A 21,926-nucleotide genomic window follows, 5' to 3' on the forward strand; every position below is an offset into this window, starting at 1 on the left:
TCCCGGCCCGCCGCTGTTCCGGCCTCGCGCGCTCCGGTGCGTCAGGGCGCCGTGCCCGCGCGAGCCGAGTCGGGCGCGAGTGTGAGACGGGCCCGGGGCGGCGAGGCACTCGGCGTGAGCCGGATGCGGGAGGCGGGGGCGCCCGCTGCGAGCAACCGGGCGCGAGCGTCGCGGACCGCTGCCGTGTCGCCGTCCAGGACGACGCCGAGGCGGGGGGTGCGGGCGAGCAGCGCTGCCAGCGAGGTCGCCGCTGCCGAGTCGGGCAGCGCGCGAGGGGCCGTCACGATGGCGCGAGCCGAGGCCTGTCCGGGATCCAGCTGGAGCGCTTGCGCGGCCTGTCGGGCGAGGAGTTGCTCCGCCTCGGGCGGTAGGCGGCGGGCGGCGGCGTAGACGACGGTGAGCGTTGGCTGTCCGTCCGTCGACACGTCGAGGGCGCCCTCGACGACCTGGACGCCGTCGGGCAGGGCGAGGGCGCCCAGCACCCCCGCCAGCCGACCGCGGACGGACGCCAGCGTCGCCGCCACCGAGGCGGGCTCGGTGGTCTGCGGCACCGACCGCACGGCGGGCCGCTCCGGGAGCGCGTTGGCGAATGCCGCCAGGTCGCCGGAGGACGCCAGGATCTGCTCCAGCACGAGCGTCACTGGCTCCCCGGCCTCCTCGCTCGCCTGGGCGGCGAGTTCGGACTCGGCCGCGTCCGGGATCCACGCCTCCGTCGCTACGCGCAGCCGGGCGGACGACCCCGCCTCGCCGTAGGTGACCTCGCGGTCGATGACGTACGCATCCTCGGCGCGAAGCTGGGCCTCGACGGCGTCGATCGCCTGGCTCACCCGCCCCTCGCGGACGACCTGCCGCAGCGACGAGGTCAGCGGGACGGCCACGGCGGCCATGAACGCCACCACCAGCAGCACGCGGGCGAGCGGGCTCGCCAGGCCCGGCAGCCGGTTTAGCCAGCGCGCCTCGTGGATGCGCGCCGCGAAGCCCGTCGAGCCCTCCGTGGCGTGCCACGCGCTTGCCGCCTTCACCACGGGCGCCCGGTGCATTCCGATGATGAGGAACACCAGCATCCCGCTCAGGACGATGCCCGCCAGGTTCGCCCCGAACAACAGCAGCGCGCCCTTCGCAATGGCCACCTTGCCGATGGCGATCCCGAATCCCGCCACCCCGAGCGGCGGTACCAGCGCCACGGCCACGGCCACGCCCGGGATGGACGCCGAGAGCCGCGCCTCGCGCGACGCCGTTACGACGGCACCCGCCAGGCCCGAGAACACCGCGATGCCCAGGTCGAGCGTCGTCGGGCGCGTCCGGCTGGCGATTTCGTCGGTCACGCTGTGGAACGGCAGCAGCACCGTCAGCAGGGCGGCCAGCGCGACGATGCCCGCGGCGCCCAGCAGGATCGTCGCGGCGGTCTGCACGAACAGTCGCCCATCGCCGACGGCGAGGGCCAGCGACAGGCCTAGCAGCGGGCCCAGCAAAGGCGCCACCAGCATCGCCCCGATGACGACGGCGGTCGAGTTGAGCACGAGCCCCAGCGTGGCGATGGCCCCCGAGAGGAGCAGCACGAGCCAGAACGGCAGGTCCGTGTCGGTGGCCGCCTCGGCGGTCTCGCGGTACAGCGCCGGACGGTCCCAGGTGCGGAGGCCGAAGTGGCGCCGCGCGGCCTCCTCCATCGGCGAGTCGTCGTCGGAGGCCTCGGCGAGGACCGGGTCGTCGGTGGGCATTCGGAGAGGCGGGGCGCGGCGACCGGGACGGTGAGGGGGCCGAGGCGGAGGGCTAGGCCTCCGGCTGATCGGTCGCGTCCACGCCGCCGCGAGGCAGCGAGGCCGGGCGGAGGGGCTTCGCCTTGGGGGCCGCCGCCTTCTCCGCCTGCGCGACGGCCTTCTGGCGTGCCTCGATGGCCTTGTCGATCGTCTTCTTCAGCTTGCGATACGCGTTGGGCCGGAGGTCGGACGGAGAGAGCAGCCCGGACAGGACGCCGCGGCCCGGCGCCACGTCCGCCCAGCGCTCGACCTCCAGGCTGATGCGCGCCACGGTCGCGGTCTTCATCTCGATGCGCCCGCCGCCGATGAGCAGCGACACGAGCGCGCTCCACGTCGGCTGATGGCCCACCACGATGAGCGTGTCGGCGTCGTCGTCCTCGGCCTGGATCTCGCGGAGAACGGCCTCCGGGCTGGCCTCGTAGAGGGCGTCGGTGACGCGGGCCGGCCCGGTCCACCCCCCTGCCTCGGCCGCCGTGGCGAGCGTCTCACGAGCCCGCACGGCCGACGACGTGAGGGCGCGGTCGGGCACGACGCGCGCCGTCGTCAGGAAGCGACCCATCTTGCGGGCTCCCTTCTGGCCGCGCGTGGCAAGCGGCCGGGCATGGTCGTCCCCGAAGTCGACGTCCCAGTCGGACTTGGCGTGGCGGAGGATGAGGAGGGTCTTCATGAGCGACGGAAGGGGCCGGGAACGGCGCCGAAGGATAGGGGCTCCCAGGGTGGGAGGCGAACCGCACCGCACCTGCGCGGAGCTTACGGGAGGATGCCCGGGACGGTCGTCGTGCCTCCCGAGGGGGGCACCGTCGTGAGGGCCGTCCCGCTGGGGTCGAAGAGGGCCGCGTACGTGAACACGATGATGAAGCCGATCACGCCGACGACCAGCGCGACCAGGAACGCGCTGTACGACCGCTGGAGCATCTCGTACTTCTTCTGGAGCACGCTCCCGACGCCGTAGATGTCCTTCATCATCATCTCGTAGGTCCGGGTCGAGTCCATCACGACCTCTTTGAGCGTGTCGACGAACTGGCTCTCGTTCATGTGGCTGAAGTTGCCGAAGAAGAGCAGGTTCTTGCGCTTCGTGAGCACTTCCTCGGGCGTGACGACGGTGCTCTGGACGCGCGGCCGGGCGGCGAGCACGGCGAACACGAGCGAGATCAGGCAGCCCAGCAGGAACAGCGACGTCGGGATCAGGAGCCAGGGGTTCTTCTCGATGCCCGGCGCGATCGACGCGATCATGATGGACACGATCAGGCCGTTGATCGAGATCATGATGTTGGCCTTCGCATCGGCCAGCGACGAGAGGTCCATGTTGACCCGGTAGCTGGTCCGGAACAGGGTCTCGATGCCGCGCTTGGTGCCGAGCTCGGCGAGCGCCTGGTCGGCCGCCGAGACGGCGCCGTCCGACGGGCCGACGGCGGTCATCTCCTTGGTCTTCTTTTTCTTCTTGTGCGGCGCGTCGTCGGGGGCGACCGGCACGTCGCGCGCCCCGGCCACCTGGCTCATGTCCACGGTGGCGCCCGCGGCAGGCATGCCGTCACCGGCGTCGTCGGCGACGGAATCGGGAGTGGGGGAGGGGTCCATGGGGGAGGCGGAAAGGGGGGCGGCCTGAACGGTCGGGGAGGCGGCGTCAGTAGGCGAAGCCGACGCCGAAGGTGAACAGCGTCGCCTCGTCGGAGGCGCCGACGGTGAGGTTGACGACGGCGGCGTCGAGGACGCCGATCCACAGGCCGCCGCCGTAACCGAGCTGGAGGTCGTCGCTGCTGAAAGTCGGGGTCAACTGGAACGGAGTGAGTGGCGGGACGCAGTCGCCGGTGATGCCGCAGTTCACGTACCGGTTGTCCCAGACGCGGCCGGCGTCGACGAAGCCGAGGGCGCCGACCTGGAGCGGCAGCACGTAGGCGTCGACGTTGAACAGCTTCATCCGCGCCTCGGCCGAGGCCGACGCGGCCGTCCGACCGGTGAACCGCTCGCGGCGGTACCCGCGGACCGTGCCCGGCCCGCCGAGCACGGCGCCGTCGAAAAACGGGAAGTCGCCGATGCGGTGCTCGGCACCGGCGCGGAGGGCCAGCGTGAGCTGCGGCGCGAGGCGGACCGGGATGTAGGCGACCGCTTCGCCGCCGACGGTGCCGTACGTGTCGGCGGGGCCGGTCAGCCCGGCGAAGACCGAGCCTTCGGCCATCACCCGGAGGCCCTGGAAGGGATTCGGGCCGAGCGACGCCGTCGACGCCTCCAGGCGCCCGAAGCCGCCCGCATGCGCCTGCGCCTCGAACGACGCGTCGGGGAGCTGCGAGAGGGGCGTCGGGCCATCGTCTGGCAGAATCGCGAGCTCGCCTCGCGAGGCGTCCGCGAAGCGGGCCGTCGGGCCGACGATGAGCCGGAGGCCCTGGCCCAGCGGCGTCCCGAAGCCCGCCCGTGCACGGACCTGCGCGAGGTCCACGCGGGCGAGGTCGCCGGGGATGTTCCGCGAGCCGTTGCCGAGGCCGTAGAAGTTGCGCGCGTAGCGCGGCGTCGATGCGAAGGCGTCCACGTCGAGGTCGAACGCGCCGACGGCCTTCTTCATCCGCCCCGTGTAGGAGCCCGCGACCCCGCTCGTGGTCGTGGCGTAGTTCACCGAGAGCGTGTGCGTCGCGGCGAACGGGCGGAGCCGGAAGCCAGGCACGTTCCACACGGCCGTCGCCCCGATCAGGACGCCGTCGGTGGCGCGGTAGCCCGCGGTGGGGAACAGCTTGCGGTCGCCGAGCACGTGCTCAGTCTCGTCGTAGCGGTTCACGTCGGGGTCGTCGGAGCGCTGGTCCTCGACGCGGGGGCCGAGGTCGGAGAGGGTGGCGCCGTCGGGCGTGTCGTAGATGGCGACGTGGCCGGCGGGGGCGATGATCTCGTCGTCGCCGGCCCCCGCGATCACGCGGAGCGCGATCCGGTCCGGCCCCTCGCCGGTCAGGCGGAACACGTCGCGCCCGGCGAAGCCGTACAGGCGCACCTCCTCGGTCTCCGACGGCAGGAACTCGCGGCGGTAGAGCTCGCGCCCGTCCTCGCCGCCCTTGTACGAGCGGACGGTGACGGTGAGCCGCCCGTCGGGGGAACGCACGGCGTCGAAGGCCTCCCGCTCGTCGCTGCCCAGCACGTCGACGGTGTGGGCCTGGAGGTCGTAGTACTCCTGTGCCATCTCGGCCAGGCGGTCTCGGCGCCCGCGGAGCACGGTCGTCCAGTAGTCTCCCACCTCGGCATAGATGGGCTCCGGAAGGGCGCGGACGGCGCGGTCGATGGCAGCGTCGGTGAGCGACGCCTGGAGGCTGGAGATGGCGGCCTCCCACTCGGCCGCGTCGAGGGCGTTGAGGAAGCGCCGGTCCTGGTAGAAGCCGTTCTGCATCAGCCCGCGGACGCTCTTGCTCTGCTCCCCGAGCCCGTTCAGGCGACGGTCGTAGAACTTCTGCAGCGGGTACTGGAGCAGCCCGCCGATGTCGTAGAGCGCGAAGTCGCGGTCGCGGGCGATGGGGCGGTAGATCTTGCCCTTGGTGGAGTCCTCGCCGGTGAGCGTCGGGTCCAGGTCGCCGGGCTCGAAGGCCGCCCAGCGCCACTGGTCGGCGTGGCGGTCCCAGTCGGCGATGAACAGGTCGAAGAGGCGCGCCCGGAGGAAGGCCTCCTGGTCGACGCGGTGGTCCTGGTCCTCGCGCAGGTCCTCGCGGAGGTTGGCCGACGACCCCACGTCGTACATGCCTTCGAAGCCGGGCACGTCCGACATGTCGTCGTCGGGGCGGACCTCGAAGAGGGCCAGCTTGTCGCCGAACGTCTCGCGGTAGCGCCCGAGGCGGGGGTCGTCGGGGATGTAGACGATCTCGGGCGACGGCTGGGCGACGCCTGCGGCGCGGGCCAGCGGCGCGGCCACGAGCGAGGCGTACGGGTTCATGGCCGCGCGGAGCTCCAGCACGAGGTCGCCCACGAGGCCGTCGCGGAGTTCGTAGGGCACCTGGGAGAGGCCGCTCTTCTCCAGCAGGCGGAGGCCGTACTCGTGGCCGTCGCCGCCGAGCAGGCGGAGGGAGGTCGTCTGCTGGCCACCGCCCATCTTGACCGGCTCCAGCCCGCCGAACTCGGTGCCGAGGTCGATGGTGCGGAACGCGACTGGCGTCTTCCAGGAGTCGCGGTAGTTGCGGCCCAAGAGGGCGCGCGTCAGGCGGTCGTTCTGGAACCGGTCCGTCTGGAAGTCCTCATCGGCGGCGCGGGTCACGACGGCGTCGGTGTCCGGCAGATCGGCCGGGTCGATGGCGTCGGGCAGGCGGTCCGGCACGAGTTCGGCGTTGGGGCCGGAGATCTCGGCGCGGAAGACGACCTGCGGCGTGCCCGCGCCATCCACCTCGACGGTCTCGGTCCAGAGGCGGCCGTCGGCGAAGTAGACGAGGCGCTGGTAGCCGGGCTGGGACGACACGTACTGCGCGCCGCCCGCGCCCGCCCGCGCCGTCTCGCCGCCGCCCGTGCCGGACACGAGGTGGGTCTGCGCCCGGAGCGTGTTGATGACATCGTCGTAGGTCTGGAGGATGCGGTCATGCGAAGCCGCCCAGACGAGGCCGTTGTGGAGGCCCGCCACGCGCCCGAGCGAGGTCCGCAGCGCGCGGTAGCGAGGCGAGGCGAGGTCCTGCGCGCTGAAGCCGACCGTCCGCGCCGCGAGGCCCGTGAGCGGGTCGCCGCGGAAGCCGCCATAGGGCCCGCGCGAGATGAGCGGGTGGTGAGCCAGCACCACGATCCGGTCGTCGTCGCGGTCGAGCACGATCTGCTCCAGGACGCGCGTCACGTCGCCCGGCGTGCGGATGTCCTGGTCTTCCGCCTCGCCGTCGGGCCGGTCGGCCGCGTCGACGAGCCACCACGCGGTGTCGAGGGCGATCAGCCGGAGGCCCTCCGCGGGCGACGACTCGCGCGGGCCGCCCGCCTGGTCTCCCGGCGTCAGCACGTCGGTGTCGAAGGCGTCGTCCAGAATGTCTTCGAGGCGCTTGAGGCCGTCCTCGCCCTGGCGCCAGTCTCGGTCGCCGGGGACCACGATCACATCCCCCTGCACGCCGTCGAGCGCGGCGATGAGGGCGCGCACAGGCGCCTCGGCTGCGGCGCGGGCCGGGTCGTCGTCGGCCGGGATGCCGTCGGCGGTCACGTCGCCCAGGAGGGCGATGGTGGCGTTCTCGCCCGCGGCGCGGGCGTCGGTGGCGAAGGCGCGCAGGACGGCCTCGGAGCCACCGTCGGCGAGGTCGCCGGTGTTGCCGGTCAGGAACACGCGGTGCGCGATCTCACCGCCGGGCAGCGGCGGCACGGGCTCGGCCCGGCGCTCAGGGGCGACGTAGGTGGCGGTCGTCGCACACCCGCCGACGAGGGCGAGGAGCGTGAGGAGAGGAAGCAGTCGGCGCATGCAGCCTAGCGGGTGGGAGCGAAGCGGAGGAGAGTGCCGGGACCGGTGGTCCCCTCACTGGAGATGTACAGCGTGCCGTCGGCCGCGAAGGCGATGCCCTCGGGCTGGGGCGCGGCGTCGAGGTGGAGGTCGGCGACGCCGAGCAGCGTGCCGTCGGGGTCGAGAACGGCGATGGCGCGGCGAACGGACGAGAGCACGTAGATCTGCCCCGTCGCCGGGTGAATCGCGAGCGCGGACGGCCGGAAGCGAAGGTCGGTGTCGACGGCGGCCTGGTCGAGGAGGTAGACCGGCCGCTCGGCCATCGTCTCGGTGGCGAGGTCGAAGGCGTAGATCGCGCGGACGTCGTCGAGGTCGTGGCCGGGCCACTCCTTGCAAGCGACGAGGAGGCGGTGATTGGCCGCATCGTAGGCCAGCCCCTCGGTGTCGTTGCGGCTCTTGAGCGGCGTCTCGACCTTGCGGGCGGTGGGGGTGCCGGTCGAGTCGCGGGCCAGGCGGAACAGGTCGCCGTCGCTGCGGAGCGCCCAGACGGCGTCGCCTGCCAGTTCGAGTCCCTCGAAGTCGCCGGCGCCGTCGAACACGAGCCGGTCGACGACGGCACCGGTCGCGGGGTGGATCTCGTAGAGCGTCCCGGTCTCGTCCTGGAGGGTGCCCAGCCGGCCGCTCGGGAGGACCGTCAGCGCGGATGTTTCCGTCAGCTCGCCCGACAGAGCGATCACGGCGTCGGGCGCGTCGAGGCGGTAGGGGAGGACGTCGGGCTGCTCGGGCCCTGGCGCAGTGCGGGTGGCGTCGGCGCAGGATCCGAGAGCGAGGAGGGCGAACAGAACGAAGCGCATAGACAGTCGTGAACGCGAGGAGACTCCGACGGTTCATCCGGCCCTGTGCGGGGGCGTGGAATTCGCCCTCCGACTCTCCCGGCAGTGGACGCGTCTCTGCGTGCTCGTGTCTCTCCAGTCTCCGATCCCGACGGTTCGCGAGGCAGAAAAGGGGAACGCGTGGCGCGCGCTGCGGCTCGGGAGCAGTGCGGGCGCTCCGTACCTTCGGAGCACCGACACTCAGCAGCATTCGACATGGCAGGCCACAACAAATGGTCGAAGATCAAGCGCAAGAAGGGCGCCGCGGACGCGAAGCGCTCCAAGGTCTGGGCCCGCATCACGCGTGACATCATGATCGCGGCGCGGGACGGCGGCGGCTCGCCCGACATGAACGCCCGGCTGGCGCTCGCGGTCGACCAGGCGAAGGCGGCCAACATGCCCAAGGACAACATCGAGCGGGCCATCAAGCGCGGCACCGGCGAGATCGAGGGGGCCGACTACGAGGAGGGCACCTACGAGGGCTACGCCTCCAACGGCATCGCGGTCTTCGTCGAGACGCTCACCGACAACACCAACCGCACCGTTGCCGACCTCCGGAGCCTCTTCTCGAAGGCGGGCGGTAACCTCGGGACCTCGGGCTCGGTCGCGTTCCTGTTCGACCAGAAGGCGGTCTTCGAGATTCCCGTCCGCGCCGACGAGGGCGACGCGCCGGTCACCGAGGACGATGTGTTCCTCCTCGTCGCCGAGGCAGGCGCCGAGGACCTTCGCCGCGATGAGGGCGAGGAGGGAGCGGTGTTCGTGGTCGAGGCGCCCGTGGAGGCCTTCGGTGACGTGCAGGCGGCGCTCGCCGAGGCGGGCATCGAGACCTCCGAGGCGGGCCTGGTCCGCATCCCCACCACGACCACGGCGCTCGATCCGTCGGACGCCGCCAAGGTCCTCCGCCTCCTCGACCAACTGGACGACCATCAGGACATCCAGGCGGTCTACTCGACGCTCCAGGTCGACGACGCCGCACTGGCCGCCTACGAGGGGTAGCGGGCGCGAGGCGTTCGCCTCATGTCCCACGTCTCGTGCCTCTTGCCCCTCTCCTCCATGATCGTCCTCGGCATCGACCCCGGCACACGCACGGCGGGCTTCGGCGTGATCGAGATCGAGAACCGCAACGAGCGAGCGCTCGACTTCGGCACCATCGACCTGCCGGACGGCATGGACCACACACTCCGGCTGCGGACCATCTACGACCGCATCCTCGAGTTGGTGGACCGCCACCTGCCCGACGAGGTGGCCGTCGAGGTGCCGTTCCTGGGCCAGAACGTCCAGTCGCTCCGCAAGCTCGTCCGCGTGGAAGCGACGGTGATGCTGGCCGCGATGCACCGCGAACTGCCGGTCGCGCAGTACGCGCCGGCGGAGGTCAAGAAGGCGGTCACGGGCAAGGGGCGGGCGGCCAAGGAGCAGGTCGCGTTCATGGTCCGCGCGATCCTCACGCTGGAGGACTCCGGCGCGCTTGACGCCTCGGACGCGCTGGCGGTCGCCCTCTGCCACGCCCGCCGCGCGACGAGTGGGGCCGCCTCGGGAGCGCCGAAGGACTGGGCGGCGTTCATCAAGGCGAACCCCGGCCGCGTGCGCTGACGCCGTGTCGCAGATCCCCTTCCGCCTCGACGCCGTCGTGGCCGCCCTCGCCCGCACGCCCGCCGTCCTCGACGCACTGCTGAGGACGCTCCCCGACGAGTGGGTCGACGGCACCGAGGGGCCGGGCACGTGGAGCCCGCGGCAGGTCGTCGCCCACCTCGTCGATGGCGAACGGGTCGACTGGACGGTTCGCGCGAGAGCGATCCTGGCGAAGGAGACGCCGACCTTCGCGCCGTACGACATCGGCGGCTCGGTCGAGCAGGCGACAGACCGCCCGCTGACGGCGTGGCTCGACGCCTTCGCGGACGCGCGCGCCGAAAACCTCGCGTGGCTCCGGTCCGCCCACCTCACCGAGGTGGACCTGGAGCGGACGGGCATCCACCCGACGTTCGGCCTCGTCACGCTGCGGCAACTGCTGGCGACGTGGGTCGTGCACGACCACGGGCACATCGTCCAGATCGCACGGACGCTGGCCCGGCAGTCCCGCGACGAGGTCGGGCCGTGGACCGCGTTCCTGTCCGTGTTCGACGGGTAGCGCTACGCAGCGCCGAGCCCTCGCTCTTCGTCGCGCACGCGGACGACGTCGGCCACCTCGGTCGGGTCGAGGGTCCGGTTGCTGAGCGCCACGGCCAGCTCGGCGACCTGCTGCGGCTTCTGTGGCGCCTGACTCCACTCCGGGTGGGAGTTCTCGATGAGCGCGACCAGAATGCGGACGTAGGGGAAGCGCTCCTCGGCGGAGGGCAACGCGCCCGTCGCCTCGGCGAAGAGCTGGGCGTTGCGGCCGACCTGGCGGTCGAGAATGCGGCGGTCGTAGACCATGGAGAGGGGAGGGGAGAGGGGACCCCGAGAGGAGCGACCCCTATACTACCGTGCGCCGTCGGCAGTTCGGTGGCGCCCCGATCGGACTTCGATGCCTGCCCCGACCGCCCCCTCGCTCCCGAACCCGCGCCCGCCGTACCGGCTGGAGCTGCTGCCGGTTGTGCCGCCGTTCTTCAAGCGCGCCCGGGCGTCCGAGGTCCAGACCGGCGAACTGGTGTACTACGGACCCGCGCCCGCCTTCTACGGCATCGGCGAGGTGGTCAGCCAGACCGAGAAGCACGTCCTCGTCGACTTCCGGGGCACCGGCCAGCTGGGCGTCCACCAGGAGACGCTGGCACCGCAGTACGTGCTCCCCATCCCCGACGACCGGGTAGGCCTGATCTGAGCGCGCGAGGGGGAGTCGGCTCGGCGCCTCAGATGCCCAGATCCAGGCCGAGGCGGCGGAAGACGGACGGCGGCTCGTAGCGCGCCTCGAAGGTGCCGCGCGCGTTGCCGTCGACGGACCGGTTCGGCGGGGCCGCCATGACGCCTCGGGCGTCGAACTGGAAGGAGCCCGTGATGAAGCCGTAGCCGTCGATGCGCGTCAGCGCCAGCGTGCCGCCGACGCCGTTGAGGATCGCGCCGACCGCGTCGAGCGGCTCGTCGGCCTCCTCGACGCGGGCGATGGTCGCGCCGAACGCGCGGGTCGGGTCGTCGTCGATGGCGTACGCGCCGACGCCGGGGCGGTCTCCGGGGCGGCGGAAGAGCACGTAGTCGTACTCGTCGAAGTCGCTGTCGTAGAGGTCGCCGACGAACAGCCCGATCACGAACTCGGGACCGTAGGGGCCGTTGACGACGGTGTAGACGGCCTCGCCGTCCACCACGCGCGCCTCGGGGCCGACCGCGATGCGGCCCTCGAACTCGCCGAGGAGGCTCTCCTCGGAGTCGCACCCCGCGGTGCCGAGAGCGAGGACGGACAGGAGGGAGAGAGAGAAGAAGAGGCGCAGCATAGGAGGGGAAGGGTGCAGCGCCCGGGGGGACGGAGTAACCTCCGCGAACCCGGACCGTACCGCGTCCTTCTCGCTCCGTTCCCTGCGCCCGCCGACTCAAATGACTGCCGCGCTCTGTCTCGAAAACGTGACCAAGCGCTATGGTCAAACGGTCGCCGTGGACGGCGTCTCGTTCACGGCCGAGCCCGGACGGCTGTTCGGGCTGCTCGGTCCGAACGGCGCCGGCAAGACGTCCACCATCCGGATGGTGACGAACATCACGACGCCGGACGAGGGCACGATCACGCTCGGCGGCACCCCCGTCGGGCCCGCCTCGCAGGCGCGGATGGGCTACCTCCCCGAGGAGCGCGGCCTGTACCGCAAGCTGAAGGTCGGCGAGCAGCTCGTCTACCTCGCGCGTCTGAAGGGCATGACCGAGGCGGACGCGACGGCCTCCGTGCGCCGGTGGCTCGACCGCTTCGACGGGCTGGACTGGGCAGGCAAGAAGACCGAGGAGCTGTCCAAGGGCATGCAGCAGAAGGTCCAGTTCATCTCGACGGTCGTCCACGACCCGACGCTGGTTATCCTCGACGAGCCGTTCTCCGGGCTGGACCCGATCAACGCGGACCTGCTGGTCGAGGTGATCGGCGAATTGCGTGAGGGAGGGCGGACGGTGCTCTTTGCGAGCCACCGCATGGAGTCGGTGGAGGCCCTCTGCGACGACCTCTGCCTGATGGCCCACGGCCGCGTGGTGCTGGCGGGCCCACTCCGCGAGGTCAAGCGGCGCTTCGGTCGCGACACGGTCTCAGTGGCGTTCGACGGCGACGGCACGTGGCTGGACCCTCTCGTCGATGCCAACGCGGTCCGGGTGCTGAGCCGGACCGGCGGCCTCGTCTCGGTCCGCCTCGCGGGCGCCGCGCCGCGCGACGTGCTAGCCGCGGCGCTGGCGGGCGGCGTCGAGGTCGACCGGTTCGAGGTTCACGAGCCGCCCCTCGTCGACATCTTCCGGCAGGCCGTCGCGGGGGCTGGGATCGCCCCGGTCGAGTCCGCCGCCTGATCCGTATCGCGTGTCGCGGACGGCACGGTCGAGCGACAGGGCTCGGGCGGGCGACGCAGCACGAACCACGCCACTGCACTCCATGAACAAGACCCTCCTGATCGCGACCAGCGAGTACCTGCGGCGCGTCCGCTCGGTGTGGTTCGCCGTGGCCACGCTGGCCGTGCCGCTGCTGTCGCTGGCCGTCTTCGCGCTGCCCATGCTCGCGTTCTCCGACGACGGCGACGTGGACCGCATCGCCGTCGTGGGCGACGCGGCGTTGGGCACGGACGTGGCCCGGTCCCTCGGCGACGCCGCCGACGTGAGCGTTTCCGACGCCCCGCTGGACACGCTCCGCGCACGCGTCCTCGACGGTGCGCTGGATGGGGTGCTGGTGCTGCCGGACGGACTCGTCGCAGGAGAGGAGGGCGTCCGGGCGCGCTACTTCGCACGAGGCGGGCTCGACTCGGGCGGCGGGGTGAGCGGCGCCACCCGGGAGGCCGTCCGCCGGGCACGGGCCGAGGCCGCCGGGGCGAGCCCCGAGGCGGTCGCCGCGTTCTCCTCGGACGTGCCGCTCGACCGCGTGACGGTCTCCGAGGACGGCGACCAGGCCGACGATGCGATCGGGCGCTACCTCCTCGCCAACCTCCTCAGCCTGCTCCTCTACATCGCCATTCTGGTGTTCGGCATGATGGTGATGCGGGGTGTGATCGAGGAGAAGGCCAATCGCATCGTCGAGGTGATCGCGTCCAGCGTCCGCCCGTTCGAGCTGATGATGGGCAAGGTGCTCGGGATCGGGGCCGTGGGGCTGTCGCAGCTGCTGGCGTGGGGCGTGCTGTCGTTCGGGCTGAGCCTCGCCGTGGGGCCGCTGCTGCTCGCGCTCGCCCCGGAGGCGGCCGCCAGTCCGGCGCCCGATGACGTGCCCTTCGGGCCGGAGATGCTGGCGGGCATGCTCTCGCCCGACCTTCTGGTCGCTTTCGTGCTGTTCTTCGTCGGCGGGTACATGCTCTACTCCAGCGTGTTCGCGGCCGTCGGGAGCGCGGTGGACCAGGAGGCCGACGCGCAGAGCCTCCAGGCGGTCGTGGTGATCCCGATCATGATCCCGATCCTCTGTCTGACGCTCGTCGCTAACAATCCCGACAGCGGCCTGAGCCTGTTCCTGTCGCTCTTCCCGCTGACCTCGCCGATCCTGATGGTGGTCCGCATGGCGATCACGGACGTGCCCGCGTGGCAGATCGGGCTGTCGCTGGTGCTGCTCGCGGGGGCGTTCGTGGGCATGATCGCGCTCGCGGCGCGGATCTACCGGGTCGGCATCCTGAGCTACGGCAAGCGGGCGTCGTTCGCCGACCTCTGGCGCTGGGTGCGGACGGCGTAGGGCCACGGAGGGTTCGGGACATGGCCGAGAGCGCCTCCGCCTCGGCGCCGAGGTCGGGGGCATCGCGGCAGTCTTCGGTCCTCGGACCCGGGCTTCCGTCTCGAACCGGCCGCGATTGTAGCGGAATGGTGTCGGGTGTCCGTCGGTCGTGCGGCATCGGGATCGGGGCAGACGAACCGGGGCTGGGGGAGCGTACCGTCCCGGCAACTGCATGTCCCCCCACTTCCCCCCGACCATGACCCGCTCTTCTCAGTTCTTCCGCCGCGCCGGACTCGCCGTCCTGATCGGCCTCGGCGTGTCCGCCGCCGACGCCCAGCCGCGCGGCCTCGACGCTCGCCTCGACCGTCTCACGGATGGCCTCACCCTTTCCACTCAGCAGAGCGCCTCGCTGGACGCCCTCGCCACCGAGTACGCCGAGGCAGACCGTGCCGACCTCTGGGCCGCCGCCGCCGAGGTGTCGGCCGTTCTCACGGACGCCCAGATCGACCAACTCCAGGAGGCTCGCACCGCCCGCCGCTCCGAGAGTGGCGCTCGGAGCGGGGAAGGCCGCCAGGGCCGACGCGGGGACCGCGCGACGCGCGGGGATCGCCAGGACCGTACGGCTCGTGAGGGTCGCCAGGAGCGCGGCAGCCGGCAGGGCCGTGCCGACCGCCTGACGCTGACCGACGAGCAGCGCGACGCGCTCCGCGCCATCCGCTCGGACGTACGCGCCCAGGCGGAGGCGCTGGCCGACCAGCTCCGCGACGGTGCGATCTCCGACGAGGCCTTCCTGGCACAGACGCGCGCACTCCGTGAGGAGGGCGTTCGCCGCAGCGCCGAGGTACTCCCGGCCGACGTCGCCGCAGAGAGGGCCGAGCGGCAGGCGTCCCGCGACGCGGCCCAGGCGGCGCGGGAGCAGGCCCTCGGCCTGACCGCCGCGCAGAAGCAGCAGATGGAGGCCCGCCGCTTGGACCGCGTCCGCAACGCGCCCGAGCCGCTCGACATGCGTCCGTACCTCGACGCTGACGGCCGACTCGACCGGGAGGCTTTCCGTGAGGCGCAGCGCGCCCAGCGCGAGACGATGCGGGAAGCCCGCGGCGAACGCGACGACGTGCTCACCGAGGACCAGAAGGACATCGCCTTCGTGTACTCCGCGCTGGCCGGTGGTGGCGACGGCCAGGGGCGCCGAGGCCGTGGGCACCGCGGCGGCCGGGGCCGCTAGCCCCCTCGCCCCTCGCTTCTGCGGGCCGTCCCCTCTCACCGGGGGCGGCCCGTCCGCGTTTGGGGCCTCGTCGCGTCTTCAGGAATCCGTCCCGCGTGGGGGCGCGTACCTTCGCGTGCTGCCCTCCGTCCCCCTTTTCGGCCTGCATCGGCCGCCCAGCATGTTTGGATTCAACAGCGGTTACGTCGAGGATCTCTACGCCCAGTACCGCCAGGACCCCGCGTCCGTCAGTGAGAGCTGGCGCGAGTTCTTCGCCGACTTCGACCCCGGCCCGAGTTACTCGGCCTCCCTCGGCGCCGAGGCGTCCGAGACGGACGGCAAGGTGCGCATGATCCTGCCCGAGGACCAGCCCCGCGCGGCCGTCAAGGCCCAGGGCGACGGGGCGCCGACCCGGCCCGCCTCGGCCACGTCGAGCGAGGCGTCGGCATCCTCTGCGCCCGCCCCGAGGCCGACGGCCCCGGCGTCGAACGGCGCGTCCGGCGATGGGGCGGCGCTGCCGGCCCGGCTGGAGGCGCCCGAGATCTCGTTGCCCGAGGGCGCCGAGTCCAAGGCCATCAAGGGCGTCGGCGCGCGGATCGTGGAGAACATGGAGGCTAGCCTCACGATCCCGACCGCCACGTCGGTGCGCGAGATCCCGGTCAAGCTGCTCTCCGAGAACCGGCGCCTCATCAACCGCCATCAGCGGAAGACCGGCGGCAACAAGGTCACGTTCACCCACCTGATCGCGTTCGCCATCGTGCGCGCGATGGAGGCGGTCCCGGCGATGCGAAGCGCGTTCCGCGAGCAGGCAGGCACGCCGGAGCGGATCACCCCGGCCTCGACGGCCTTCGGCCTCGCCATCGACATCGAGAAGCGCGGCCAGCGCCAGCTGCTCGTGCCCAACATCAAGGACGCCGGCTCGATGCCGTTCGCGGCCTTCCTCGGCGGCTACAACGACATCGTCAAGCGCGCCCTCGGCGGCAAGCTGACGCTGGAGGACTTCGCGGGCACCACCGCCACGCTGACCAACCCCGGCGGCATCGGGACCCAGATGAGCGTGCCGCGGCTGATGCCCGGCCAGAGCGTCATCGTGGCGGTCGGCGGCATCGGCTACCCGCCCGAGTACGCGGGCATGGACGCGAGCGAGCTGTCCCGCCTCGGGCTGTCGCCGGTGATGACCATGACCAGCACCTACGACCACCGGGTCATCCAGGGCGCCGAGTCGGGCGAGTTCCTGAACCGCATCGCGTCCTTGCTCGACGGCGACGACGGGTTCTACGACGACATCTTCCAGAGCCTCGGCCTCCACGTCCCGGCATTCACCGGCCGGTCCGACTCGACGCCCTCGCTCGGTAAGGCGGCGCTCGGCTCCGGTGCCAAGGCCACCAAGGTCGAGAAGCAGGCCCGCGTCTACGAGCTGATCCGTGCGTACCGCGTCCGCGGCCACCTGCTGGCCGACACCAACCCGCTCGGCTACGAGCCGCGCAACCACACTGAGCTGGACCCGGCTTCCTACGGCCTCACCGTCTGGGACCTCGACCGGATGTTCTTCACCGGCGGCATGGCAGGCGTCGGCGGCGGGCTGGGGGGCAACCCCCGCATGACGCTCCGCGACATCCTGGACACGCTCTGGGACACCTACACGGGGCACGTCGGGAGCGAGTTCATGCACATCTCCTCCCCTGCGGAGAAGCGCTGGCTGATCGAGCGGATCGAGCCGCAGCAGTTCCGCGAGCCCATCGACACGGCGCGCAAGAAGCGCATCTTCGAGAAGCTCAACGAGGCCGAGGCCCTGGAGCAGTTCATCCACACGAAGTACATCGGCCACAAGCGCTTCTCGCTGGAGGGCGCCGAGACGATGATCCCGCTGCTCGACGCCGTCCTCTCGGACGCAGCCGACCAGGAGACGGAGGACGTGGTGATCGGGATGGCTCACCGCGGTCGCCTGAACGTGCTCACCAACATCATGGGCAAGCCCTACGACCGCGTCTTCGGCGAGTTCGAGGGCACCGTCGACCCGGACGCGGTCCAGGGCTCGGGCGACGTGAAGTACCACATGGGACAGACCGGCACCCACACGTCGCCCAACGGCGCGACGACGCGGCTCACGCTGGCGTCCAACCCGAGCCACCTCGAAGCCGTCAACCCGGTGGTGGAGGGCATGGTGCGGGCCAAGCAGCAGCGCGTGCTGGAGGCGCACCCCGACGCGAGCGAGAAGCTGCTCCGCGACCGGGTGCTGCCGATCCTGCTCCACGGCGACGCCGCGTTCGCGGGCCAGGGCGTGGTCGCCGAGACGCTCAACCTGAGCCAGTTGGAGGGCTACCGCACGGGCGGCACGGTCCACCTCGTGGTGAACAACCAGATCGGGTTCACGACGCTCCCGATGCACTCGCGCTCCTCGGCCTACGCGACCGACATCGCGCGCATGATCCAGGCGCCCATCTTCCACGTCAACGGCGACGACCCCGAGGCGGCCGTCCGCGTGGCGCGGCTGGCGCTGGACTACCGCAACGTCTTCAACAAGGACGTGGTGATCGACCTCGTCTGCTACCGCAAGTACGGCCACAACGAGGGCGACGAGCCGTCCTACACGCAGCCGCTCATGTATGAGGAGATCGGGACGCACCGGTCGGTGCGGAAGCTCTACCTGGAGCTGCTGCTGCGCCGCGGCGAGCTGACGCCCGAGGAGGCCGAGGGCATCCTCGACGACTTCAAGGGCATCCTCGACCGCGCCTTCGAGGAGACCAAGGACCTCGCCGAGCAGCGCAAGGACCTCCAGCCGGTCTCGGTCCCCGTGGCCGCCGACCCCAACGCCGACGTGTCGACGGCCGCCTCGCGCGAGGCGCTGGGCACGGTCGTGGACGCGCTCGTCTCGCTGCCGGACGACTTCCAGGTCCACAAGAAGCTGGGCCGCCTCGTGGTGGACCGCCGCCGGAAGCAGTTCGAGGAGGGGACCATCGACTGGGCGCTCGCGGAGGCGCTCGCCTTCGGGACGCTCCTGCTAGAGGGCACGCCGGTGCGGCTCTCGGGGCAGGACTCCGGGCGCGGCACCTTCAGCCAGCGCCACGCGATTCTCTACGACCAGGGCGACGCGCACCGCTACCTGCCGCTCAACCACCTCACGCCGGGCGGCCCGGGCGACGGTCAGGCACGCTTCCAGGTCTACGACTCGCTGCTGAGCGAGTACGCCGCGCTCGGCTTCGAGTACGGCTACACCGTCGCCGACCCGTCGGCGCTGGTGCTGTGGGAGGGCCAGTTCGGCGACTTCGTCAACGGCGCCCAGATCATGATCGACCAGTTCATCACGGCGGCCGAGGCCAAGTGGGGCCAGACGTCGTCGCTGGTGATGCTGCTGCCGCACGGCTACGAGGGACAGGGGCCGGAGCACTCGTCGGGCCGTCTGGAGCGCTTCCTCCAGGCGTGCGCCGAGGACAACCTGATTGTGGCCAACTACTCGACCCCGGCCAACTACTTCCACGCGCTGCGCCGCCAGGTGCTGCGCGACGCCAAGAAGCCGCTCATTCTGATGACGCCCAAGTCGCTCCTGCGTCACCCGCAGGCCGTGACGCGTGTCGAGGACCTGGCCGACGGCGCCTACCAGCCGTTCATCGCCGGCGACCAGCCCGAGGCGGACCGCCTCGTGATCTGCTCGGGCAAGGTGGTGTATGACGCGATCAAGGCGCGCGACGAGTCTGGCGCCTCGGCGTCGGTGGCGCGGCTGGAGCAGTTCTACCCGTTCCCTGAGGCCGCCGTCCGCGAGGAGCTGGCGCGGTTCGCGGGCAAGCCGGTCGTCTGGCTCCAAGAGGAGCCTGCCAACATGGGCGCGTGGACCTTCGTGCGGCCGCTGTTCGACGACCTGCTGGAAGCGGCCAACGGCGACTGCTCGAATCGCATCCAGTACGCCGGTCGCCGCGCCGCCGCCAGCCCGGCGACGGGCTCGGCGCGCGTCCACGCGGCCGAGCAGGCGGCGATCCTCCGGGGCGCGCTGGGACTAGCCGACTAGTCGCCGTGTCCGAACCGTCCTCGCTCTACGCGCGCTTCGCGATCCGTCCCGCGGCCTACCAGGCGTTCCGAGCGTCTCCCGTCTCCGCCCCGGCCGACTTCCCGGACTGGGTGGAGTGGGCCGCCACGCGCCCGATGCATGGGGAGCCTCCCTCCGCCGCGGCACTGGCCGAGATGCGCGGCAGCGGGGAGCCGACGGGGGCCGTGCTCGATCAGTGGCTCGGCGAGGACGAGCAGCCGGTCGAGGGCAACGTCCGGCAGGAGCGAGACGACGAGACGTGGACGCTCTCGGTCGCGCTGTTCTCCGAGAACTACTTCGAGTGGATGGTCTTCCTCTCCGTCCTCCGGGGGATCGCGCCGTACCTGGAGGACGGGGGCGGAGCCGTGGTGATCCACGACTACCTCTGGGGCGACACTGACACGGACGTGGCGGTTCTCTTCTCCGAGGGGGGCAGCACGCTCGTGGACACGATTCCCGCCTTGCTGCTCGCGGAAGCGCGACGGCACCTGGGCGCGCAGGTCGCAGAGATCGAAGGCGGTGGCTGACTCCCAGGCCGTCGCTTTGCGCCTCCGTTCCCCTCGACGCGTCGTGATCAAGGTGGGCAGCGCACTCGTGGCGCCGGACGGGCCGCCGAGTGACCGCTACCTCGGGGCCATCGCGGCCTTCGTGACCACCAGCCGGGCGGCGGGGCGCGAGGTCGTGGTCGTGTCGTCGGGCGCGGTCGCGGCGGGGCTCGCGGCGACGGGCGGGCGTCGGCCCCGCACCATCCCCGAGAAGCAGGCGCTCGCGGCCATCGGCCAGCCCCGCCTGATGGCGCTCTGGGGAGACCTGCTGGACGCCCCCGTCGCTCAGGTGCTGCTCACGCACGACGACCTCGTCCACCGAGACCGCTTCCTGAACGCCCGCGCGACCATGGCCGAGTTGCTCGCCCGCGGCGTCGTGCCGGTCGTGAACGAGAACGACACCGTCGCCGTGGACGAGCTGAAGGTGGGCGACAACGACAACCTCGCCGCCCACGTGGCCGTCCTTACCGAGGCCGACCTGCTCGTGATCTTGTCGGACGTGGCCGGCCTCTACGACGCCGACCCGCGCTCGTACCCCGATGCCCGCCTCGTGCCCGTCGTGGACCGTGTCGACGCGGCGGTGCGCGCGATGGCGGGCGGGGCCGGGACCGCTGGCGGCACCGGGGGGATGCGGACCAAGGTGCAGGCCGCCGAGAAGGCGACGGCGCGAGGCATCGACACGGTACTGCTGGACGGCACCGCTGCGACCCGTCTCGGCGCACTCGCCGAGGGTGTATTGCAGGGGACGCTCTTCCGCGCCCTCGACCCGCCCATGCCCGCGCGCAAGCACTGGCTTCTCCACGCTACGCCTGTCGCCGGGCGCCTCACCGTGGACGACGGCGCCGCCCGCGCCCTCCGCCAGTCCGGCGCCTCGCTGCTCGCCTCGGGGCTCGTCACGGTCGCGGGCGAGGTCCACCGCGGCGACCCGGTCGAGGTCGCCACCGAGTCGGGCGAGGTGTTCGCGCGCGGCGTCTCGCGCTACGCCGCCCATGAACTGATCCGCATCCAGGGCCGCCACAGCGCCGACGTGGAGGCCGAACTCGGCTACGCCGGTCCCGCCGCCGTCATCCACCGTGACGACCTTGTGCTCGTCGACCCTCCTGCCTGATGTCCGATCTCGACCCGTCCCTCTACGACCTCGTGTCTGCCTGCAAGGCGGCCTCGCGCCAGGCCGCCTCGCTGTCCACGGAGGCCAAGAACCGCGCCCTCCGTGCGATGGCGGAGGCCCTCCTGGGCCGCCGGACCGAGATCTTGGCCGCCAACCGACTCGACCTCGACGCGGCCGCCGAGCGCGGCCTGTCGGACGCGATGACCGACCGCCTGACGCTCACGCCCGAGCGCATCGACAAAATGGCCGACGCGCTGCGCGAGGTCGCCGGGTTCGACGATCCGGTCGGCCAGATCGCCGACGTCCGGCGCCGCCCGAGTGGCATCGAGGTTGGCCGGATGCGGGTGCCGCTGGGTGTGATCGCGATGATCTATGAGGCCCGTCCCAACGTCACCTCCGACGCTGCCGGGCTGTGCTTCAAGGCCGGGAACGCCGTCGTCCTCCGGGGCGGCTCCGAGGCCATCCACTCGAACCGCGCCGTCGCCTCGGCGCTCCACGAAGCGCTGGCGCACGAGGGCATCGACCCGGCCGTCGTCACCCTCGTGCCGACGACCGACCGGGAGGCGATCAAGGACCTCATTCGGATGAACGAGCACCTCGACCTCGTCATTCCGCGCGGCGGCGAGGGGCTGATCCGGTTCGTCGACGAGCACAGCCGCGTGCCCGTCATCAAGCACTACAAGGGCGTCTGCCACCTGTTCGTGGACGAGACCGCCGACCTCGGGGTCGCTCTCGACCTGCTGCTCGACGGCAAGCTGTCGCGTCCGGGCGTCTGCAACGCGCTCGAAACGCTGCTCGTCCACGCGTCCGTCGCAGAGGCTTTCCTGCCGCGTGCCTTCGCCGAGATGACCGCGAACGGCGGTCAGCTCCGTGGGGACGACCGCACCCGCCAGATCCTCGGCGACACGGTCCCGCAGGCGACCGAGGCGGACTACGAGGCAGAGTTCCTGGCGCCGATCCTGGCCGTCCGCGTGGTCGACGACCTCGACCAGGCGCTCGACCACGTGGCGACGTACGGCTCACTCCACACCGAGGTCATCGCGACCGAGAGCGTCACGAACGCCCGCCGCTGGGTGCGTGAGGCCGACGCCTCGGTGGTGCTCGTCAACGCCTCGTCACGCTTCTCCGACGGCGGCGAGCTGGGACTGGGCGCCGAGATCGGCATCTCGACGACCAAGCTGCACGCCTTCGGGCCGATGGGCCTGGAGGCACTCACGACGCAGAAGTTCGTCGTCCACGGGGCGGGGGAGACGCGGCACGCCGTTCCGCCGCGCGCCGACGCCTGACCGCACT

General features: G+C 71.8%; 18 protein-coding genes. 11 read left to right on the forward strand and 7 right to left on the reverse strand.

Annotated features, from left to right (window positions below):
* Positions 1 to 41 precede the first annotated feature (41 nt).
* The 5 genes from B1759_RS14430 to B1759_RS14450 all read right to left on the reverse strand — a co-directional run bounded on the left by B1759_RS14430 (position 42) and on the right by B1759_RS14450 (position 7,973).
* On the reverse strand, positions 42 to 1,718 hold the full coding sequence (locus B1759_RS14430; RefSeq protein WP_095515759.1) for a TIGR00341 family protein: 1,677 nt from the start codon (positions 1,716 to 1,718) through the stop codon (positions 42 to 44).
* A 52-nt stretch (positions 1,719 to 1,770) separates the two neighbouring features.
* Positions 1,771 to 2,424, reverse strand: a complete 654-nt coding sequence (locus tag B1759_RS14435) for a histidine phosphatase family protein (protein ID WP_198948897.1) — start codon at positions 2,422 to 2,424, stop codon at positions 1,771 to 1,773.
* 83 nt (positions 2,425 to 2,507) lie between these two features.
* Positions 2,508 to 3,335, reverse strand: a complete 828-nt coding sequence (locus tag B1759_RS14440; RefSeq protein ID WP_095515760.1) for a Pycsar system effector family protein — start codon at positions 3,333 to 3,335, stop codon at positions 2,508 to 2,510.
* A gap of 46 nt (positions 3,336 to 3,381) precedes the next feature.
* Positions 3,382 to 7,140: a BamA/TamA family outer membrane protein gene (locus B1759_RS14445; protein ID WP_095515761.1), complete on the reverse strand. Its 3,759-nt coding sequence runs from the start codon at positions 7,138 to 7,140 to the stop codon at positions 3,382 to 3,384.
* Positions 7,141 to 7,145: 5 nt separating this feature from the next.
* Complete coding sequence (locus tag B1759_RS14450) at positions 7,146 to 7,973, reverse strand: SdiA-regulated domain-containing protein (protein ID WP_095515762.1); 828 nt, start codon at positions 7,971 to 7,973, stop codon at positions 7,146 to 7,148.
* Between the two features lie 234 nt (positions 7,974 to 8,207).
* Between B1759_RS14450 and B1759_RS14455 the strand changes: the two genes are divergently transcribed.
* From B1759_RS14455 to B1759_RS14465, 3 genes are read left to right on the forward strand one after another with little or no spacing between them, the layout of a single operon-like run.
* Positions 8,208 to 8,987 carry a YebC/PmpR family DNA-binding transcriptional regulator gene (locus B1759_RS14455; protein WP_095515763.1) on the forward strand — a complete coding sequence of 260 codons (780 nt, stop codon included), beginning with the start codon at positions 8,208 to 8,210 and terminating at the stop codon, positions 8,985 to 8,987.
* A gap of 42 nt (positions 8,988 to 9,029) precedes the next feature.
* Positions 9,030 to 9,581, forward strand: coding sequence for a crossover junction endodeoxyribonuclease RuvC (gene ruvC, locus B1759_RS14460; RefSeq protein WP_158225279.1), 552 nt, complete (start codon positions 9,030 to 9,032; stop codon positions 9,579 to 9,581).
* Between the two features lie 4 nt (positions 9,582 to 9,585).
* Positions 9,586 to 10,116, forward strand: coding sequence for a DinB family protein (locus B1759_RS14465; RefSeq protein ID WP_198948899.1), 531 nt, complete (start codon positions 9,586 to 9,588; stop codon positions 10,114 to 10,116).
* Positions 10,117 to 10,118: 2 nt separating this feature from the next.
* On the opposite strand, the gene B1759_RS14470 is transcribed toward B1759_RS14465, so the two are convergent.
* Positions 10,119 to 10,400 carry a DUF4290 domain-containing protein gene (locus B1759_RS14470; RefSeq protein WP_095515765.1) on the reverse strand — a complete coding sequence of 94 codons (282 nt, stop codon included), beginning with the start codon at positions 10,398 to 10,400 and terminating at the stop codon, positions 10,119 to 10,121.
* 91 nt (positions 10,401 to 10,491) lie between these two features.
* Here B1759_RS14470 and B1759_RS14475 point away from each other — a divergent pair, with 91 nt between their 5' ends.
* Positions 10,492 to 10,785 (forward strand): hypothetical protein, encoded by a 294-nt coding sequence (locus B1759_RS14475; protein ID WP_095515766.1) that lies wholly within the window; start codon positions 10,492 to 10,494, stop codon positions 10,783 to 10,785.
* 28 nt (positions 10,786 to 10,813) lie between these two features.
* Here the strand turns inward: B1759_RS14475 and B1759_RS14480 are convergent, their stop codons facing one another.
* Positions 10,814 to 11,389: a hypothetical protein gene (locus tag B1759_RS14480; protein ID WP_095515767.1), complete on the reverse strand. Its 576-nt coding sequence runs from the start codon at positions 11,387 to 11,389 to the stop codon at positions 10,814 to 10,816.
* A 100-nt stretch (positions 11,390 to 11,489) separates the two neighbouring features.
* On the opposite strand from B1759_RS14480, the gene B1759_RS14485 reads away from it, so the two are divergent.
* The 7 genes from B1759_RS14485 to B1759_RS14515 all read left to right on the forward strand — a co-directional run bounded on the left by B1759_RS14485 (position 11,490) and on the right by B1759_RS14515 (position 21,919).
* Positions 11,490 to 12,425 carry an ABC transporter ATP-binding protein gene (locus B1759_RS14485; RefSeq protein ID WP_095515768.1) on the forward strand — a complete coding sequence of 312 codons (936 nt, stop codon included), beginning with the start codon at positions 11,490 to 11,492 and terminating at the stop codon, positions 12,423 to 12,425.
* An 82-nt stretch (positions 12,426 to 12,507) separates the two neighbouring features.
* Positions 12,508 to 13,779, forward strand: a complete 1,272-nt coding sequence (locus B1759_RS14490) for an ABC transporter permease (RefSeq protein WP_095515769.1) — start codon at positions 12,508 to 12,510, stop codon at positions 13,777 to 13,779.
* 235 nt (positions 13,780 to 14,014) lie between these two features.
* Positions 14,015 to 14,980: a hypothetical protein gene (locus B1759_RS14495; RefSeq protein ID WP_143537402.1), complete on the forward strand. Its 966-nt coding sequence runs from the start codon at positions 14,015 to 14,017 to the stop codon at positions 14,978 to 14,980.
* A gap of 160 nt (positions 14,981 to 15,140) precedes the next feature.
* Positions 15,141 to 18,962, forward strand: coding sequence for a multifunctional oxoglutarate decarboxylase/oxoglutarate dehydrogenase thiamine pyrophosphate-binding subunit/dihydrolipoyllysine-residue succinyltransferase subunit (locus tag B1759_RS14500; protein WP_095515771.1), 3,822 nt, complete (start codon positions 15,141 to 15,143; stop codon positions 18,960 to 18,962).
* Positions 18,963 to 18,967: 5 nt separating this feature from the next.
* Positions 18,968 to 19,507 (forward strand): hypothetical protein, encoded by a 540-nt coding sequence (locus tag B1759_RS14505; protein ID WP_095515772.1) that lies wholly within the window; start codon positions 18,968 to 18,970, stop codon positions 19,505 to 19,507.
* Between the two features lie 16 nt (positions 19,508 to 19,523).
* On the forward strand, positions 19,524 to 20,633 hold the full coding sequence (proB, locus tag B1759_RS14510; protein WP_095516005.1) for a glutamate 5-kinase: 1,110 nt from the start codon (positions 19,524 to 19,526) through the stop codon (positions 20,631 to 20,633).
* Positions 20,633 to 21,919 (forward strand): glutamate-5-semialdehyde dehydrogenase, encoded by a 1,287-nt coding sequence (locus B1759_RS14515; RefSeq protein WP_095515773.1) that lies wholly within the window; start codon positions 20,633 to 20,635, stop codon positions 21,917 to 21,919. The genes proB and B1759_RS14515 overlap by 1 nt, the downstream gene beginning before the upstream one ends.
* Positions 21,920 to 21,926 lie beyond the last annotated feature (7 nt).

The organism is Rubrivirga sp. SAORIC476 (assembly GCF_002283555.1).
Lineage (GTDB): Bacteria > Bacteroidota > Rhodothermia > Rhodothermales > Rubricoccaceae > Rubrivirga.